At 69.7% G+C, this 3,966-nt stretch carries 3 protein-coding genes; 2 read left to right on the forward strand and 1 reads right to left on the reverse strand.

Annotated features, from left to right (window positions below; translation table 11 throughout):
• Nucleotides 1-322 precede the first annotated feature (322 nt).
• Nucleotides 323-1,732, reverse strand: a complete 1,410-nt coding sequence (glnA, locus tag WCD84_RS14285) for a type I glutamate--ammonia ligase (RefSeq protein WP_343256056.1) — start codon at nucleotides 1,730-1,732, stop codon at nucleotides 323-325.
• A gap of 271 nt (nucleotides 1,733-2,003) precedes the next feature.
• Between glnA and WCD84_RS14290 the strand changes: the two genes are divergently transcribed.
• Nucleotides 2,004-2,801 carry an undecaprenyl-diphosphate phosphatase gene (locus WCD84_RS14290; protein ID WP_343256055.1) on the forward strand — a complete coding sequence of 266 codons (798 nt, stop codon included), beginning with the start codon at nucleotides 2,004-2,006 and terminating at the stop codon, nucleotides 2,799-2,801.
• A gap of 67 nt (nucleotides 2,802-2,868) precedes the next feature.
• On the forward strand, nucleotides 2,869-3,714 hold the full coding sequence (locus WCD84_RS14295; RefSeq protein ID WP_343281799.1) for an META and DUF4377 domain-containing protein: 846 nt from the start codon (nucleotides 2,869-2,871) through the stop codon (nucleotides 3,712-3,714).
• Nucleotides 3,715-3,966: the final 252 nt, after the last annotated feature.

A 3,966-nucleotide genomic window follows, 5' to 3' on the forward strand; every position in this document is an offset into this window, starting at 1 on the left:
CCCCCCCCCCCCCCCCCCCCCCCCCCCCCCCCCCCCCCCCCCCCCCCCCCCCCCCCCCCCCCCCCCCCCCCCCCCCCCCCCCCCCCCCCCCCCCCCCCCCCCCCCCCCCCCCCCCCCCCCCCCCCCTGGGCCCGCTTCGGCTGCAGGTGCGCAGAAGCCCGTGCCTTTTCCCACCAGCCACCGCACATTGCTGCGCAGCGGGGGCCAAGGCCCTTGAGGGCGAAGTCAAGGAGGAGGCGATGGCCGCAGGCCAGCGCCGGGGGACATGAGTCCTCAAGGGCCTTGGCCCCCGCCGCCGCGCCGCGCAGTCCCGCATCCGCTCTCAGATCGCGTAGTACATCTGGTACTCGAGTGGATGGGTCGCCGAGCGGAACGCGGTGACTTCCTTCATCTTCAGCGCGATGTAGGCATCGATGAAGTCGTCGCTCATCACGCCGCCGGCCTTGAGGAACTCGCGGTCGGCGTCCAGCGCTTCCAGCGCCTGGTCCAGCGAGTGGCAGACCGTCGGGATGCCCTTGGCCTCTTCCGGCGGCAGGTCGTAGAGGTCCTTGTCGCTGGGGCCGCCCGGGTCGATCTGGTTCTTGATGCCATCCAGGCCCGCCATCATCAACGCGGTGAACAGCAGGTAGCCGGAGCTCATCGCGTCCGGGAAGCGGAACTCGATGCGGCGCGCCTTGGCATTGCTCACGTACGGGATGCGGCAGGAGGCGGAGCGGTTGGACGCCGAGTAGGCCAGCATCACCGGCGCCTCGAAGCCGGGCACCAGGCGCTTGTAGCTGTTGGTGCTGGCATTGGAGAAGGCGTTGATCGCGCGCGCGTGCTTGAACACGCCGCCGATGTACCACAGCGCGGTCTGGCTCACGCCGCCGTAGCCGTCGCCGGCGAACAGGTTCACGCCGGCCTTGGCCAGCGACTGGTGCACGTGCATGCCGCTGCCGTTGTCGCCGACCAGTGGCTTGGGCATGAAGGTGGCGGTCTTGCCGTTGCGGTGGGCCACGTTCTTGACCACGTACTTGGTGGTCAGCAGCTCGTCGGCCTTGCGCGTGAGCGAGTTGAACCGGGTGCCGATCTCGCACTGGCCGGCGTTGGCGACCTCATGGTGGTGGACCTCGGTCTCGATACCCATGGCGTCGAGGGTCTTGCACATCTCGGCGCGGATGTCGTGCAGCGAGTCCAGCGGCGCCACCGGGAAGTAGCCGCCCTTCACGCCCGGGCGGTAGCCGGTGTTGCCGCCTTCGTATTCGCGGCCGGAGTTCCACGCGGCCTCTTCCGAATCCACGTGGAAGAAGGTGTGGCCCATGTCGTTGGCATAGCGCACCGAGTCGAAGATGAAGAACTCGGGCTCGGGGCCGAAGAAGGCCTGGTCGGCGATGCCGCTGGACTTCAGGTAGGCCTCGGCGCGGCGCGCGATGCCGCGCGGGTCGCGGTTGTAGGCCTGCATCGTGGTCGGGTCGAGCACGTCGCAGGTCAGCACCAGGGTCGGATCGGCGGTGAACGGGTCGAGGAAGCCGGTGTCGGGGTCGGGCAGCAGCACCATGTCGGACTGGTGGATGCCGCGCCAGCCGCCGATCGAGGAGCCGTCGAACATCTTGCCGTCCTCGAACAGCGCCGGCTCGATGATCGACGCCGGATAGGTGACGTGGTGCTGCACGCCGCGCATGTCTGAGAAGCGCAGGTCGATGAATTCGACCCGGTGGTCGCTGATGAGCTTTTCGACGGTTTCGATGGACATGGTGGCTCCGGATGGTCAGGGGGCCCGGGAGGCCGGGCATCGGGCGGTTGAACGCAAGTGCCATGCCATCACACAAGCGTCTGATTTGACGTGAATTTCCCGCGGACTGCACGCGCATGACGCCCTTCTTTGGTGCGCACATGAAACGGATGCACCATCCTGGTGCTGACCCGATCCGCTATGCTCCCGCGCTTGTACGCGCGCCGCACGTGGCCCTGTTCATCCAGCCCGTGCCGCCGCACCCATCCACCGCACCGCTGGATCCCTGCCGATGACCGACCCGCTGGCCGCCCTGCTCCTTGGCATCCTCGAAGGCCTGACCGAGTTCCTGCCGATCTCCAGCACCGGCCACCTGCTGATCGCGCAGTACTGGCTGGGCGCGCGCTCGGACTTCTTCAACATCGTCATCCAGGCCGGCGCGATCCTCGCCATCACCCTGGTGTTCCGCGAGCGCATCACCGGCCTGGCCACCGGCCTTGGCGAGGCCCGCAACCGCGACTACGCGATGAAGCTGGCCGTCGCCTTCCTGGTCACCGCGCTCGTCGGCCTGCCGGTGCGCCTGCTGGGCTGGGAGCTGCCGGAAACCGTAAGCCCGATCGCCTGGGCGCTGATCATCGGCGGCGTGTGGATGATCGTCGCCGAACGCGTGGCCGAGCGTCGCAGCCCCGACGGCACCGAGGTCACCTGGACGATCGCCGTCCTGGTCGGCCTGGCGCAGGTGGTGGCCGGCGTCTTTCCCGGCACCTCGCGCTCGGCGGCGGCGATCTTCATCGCCATGCTGTTCGGCCTCAGCCGGCGCACGGCGGCGGCCGAGTTCGTGTTCCTGGTCGGCATCCCGACCATGTTCGCGGCCAGCGCCTACACCTTCCTGGAGCTGGCGATGGACGGCGGACTGGGCGGCGAAGCCTGGGCCGACGTCGGCATCGCTTTCGCCGCGGCCACGATCACCGGCTTCATGGTCGTCAAATGGCTGCTGGGGTATATCGAGCACCATCGGTTCACCGGCTTCGCCGTGTATCGCATCCTGCTGGGCGCGGCACTGCTGCTGTGGCTGCCGATGGGCGAATGACGCCACGCCCGACCCCGTCGGGCGCCGCCGCGCGTTGGCCCCTGTCCCTGCCCCTGGAGATCGCCCGATGAACCATCCGTCCCTGTTCGCCCTGCCGCTGGCACTCGCGCTCGCGGCCTGTTCGCCCGGCACCGGCGACGATCCGTCGGCTTCGACGCCCGCCACCGCGCCGGCATCGGAACCGGCTCCGGCTCCCCCGGGCCACGCGCCCGTCCCCGACGTCGCGGCCACCCTCGGTGGCTACCACTGGCAGCTGGACTCGGCCACCGCCGCCGACGGCGCCCGCATCGACGCGCTGTTCGCCAATGCCGAGGCCCCGCTGCAGCTGGACTTCGCCGACGGCCGGGTGTCGGTGGCCAACGCCTGCAACGGCATGGGCGCGGACTTCAACCTGGCCGCCGGCGAACTCACCCTGGGGCCGATGATCAGCACGCAGATGGCCTGCGCCGAGCCGCTGATGGCGATGGAGCGCGAAGCCCATACCCGCCTGGCCGGCAGCCATGCGCTCGACGTCGAAGCCGGCGAGCCGCCGCGGCTGCAGCTGGTCAACGCCCTGGGCGACACGCTGGCCTTCACCGGCGCGCCGAACGCGCGCACCCGCCACGGAGGTGACCCGGAACGCGTGTTCCTGGAGGTCGCGGCCGAGCGCATCGACTGCGACCATCCTCTGATGCCGGACCATCGCTGCCTCGAGGTCCGCGAGCTGCAGTACGACGCCGACGGCCTCAAGCAGGGCACCGGCGAATGGGCCCCGCTGTACGAAGAGATCGAAGGCTACGAACACCAGCCCGGCGTGCGCAACGTGCTGCGCGTGGACCGCTTCCGGCGCCAGGACGTGCCCGCGGACGCTTCGTCCATCGTGAACGTGCTGGACATGGTGGTGGAGAGCGAGCAGGTCGCCCGCACCGAGTAGGTGCCGTCGGGTCACCTTTGTCCCGGTGAACCCGGCAAAAAAACGGTTCTTCTCCCGATTGCGTGGAGCTTGCGGGTGATTGCTCCGGGAAGGTGCGGGTGATTGCTCCGGGAGGGTGCGGGTGATTGCTCCGGAGGGAGTGCGCTGCCCGCCGTGGAGGCAGGGGGGATGCCCAGCCGGAATATGCGCATCCTGCTCCCAGTTCCGGCCGCCGGCCATCCATGGCCGGCTCTGGGCATCCCCCCTGCCTCC

The sequence above is a fragment of the Luteimonas changyuni genome (genome assembly GCF_039548395.1).
Lineage (GTDB): Bacteria > Pseudomonadota > Gammaproteobacteria > Xanthomonadales > Xanthomonadaceae > Luteimonas.

Excerpts from the sequence above, each read along its gene's own strand:
- glnA (WP_343256056.1), bottom strand. The coding sequence starts at position 1,732 with ATGTCCATCGAAACCGTCGAAAAGCTCATCAGCGACCACCGGGTCGAA.
- WCD84_RS14290 (WP_343256055.1), top strand. The coding sequence starts at position 2,004 with ATGACCGACCCGCTGGCCGCCCTGCTCCTTGGCATCCTCGAAGGCCTG.
- WCD84_RS14295 (WP_343281799.1), top strand. The coding sequence starts at position 2,869 with ATGAACCATCCGTCCCTGTTCGCCCTGCCGCTGGCACTCGCGCTCGCG.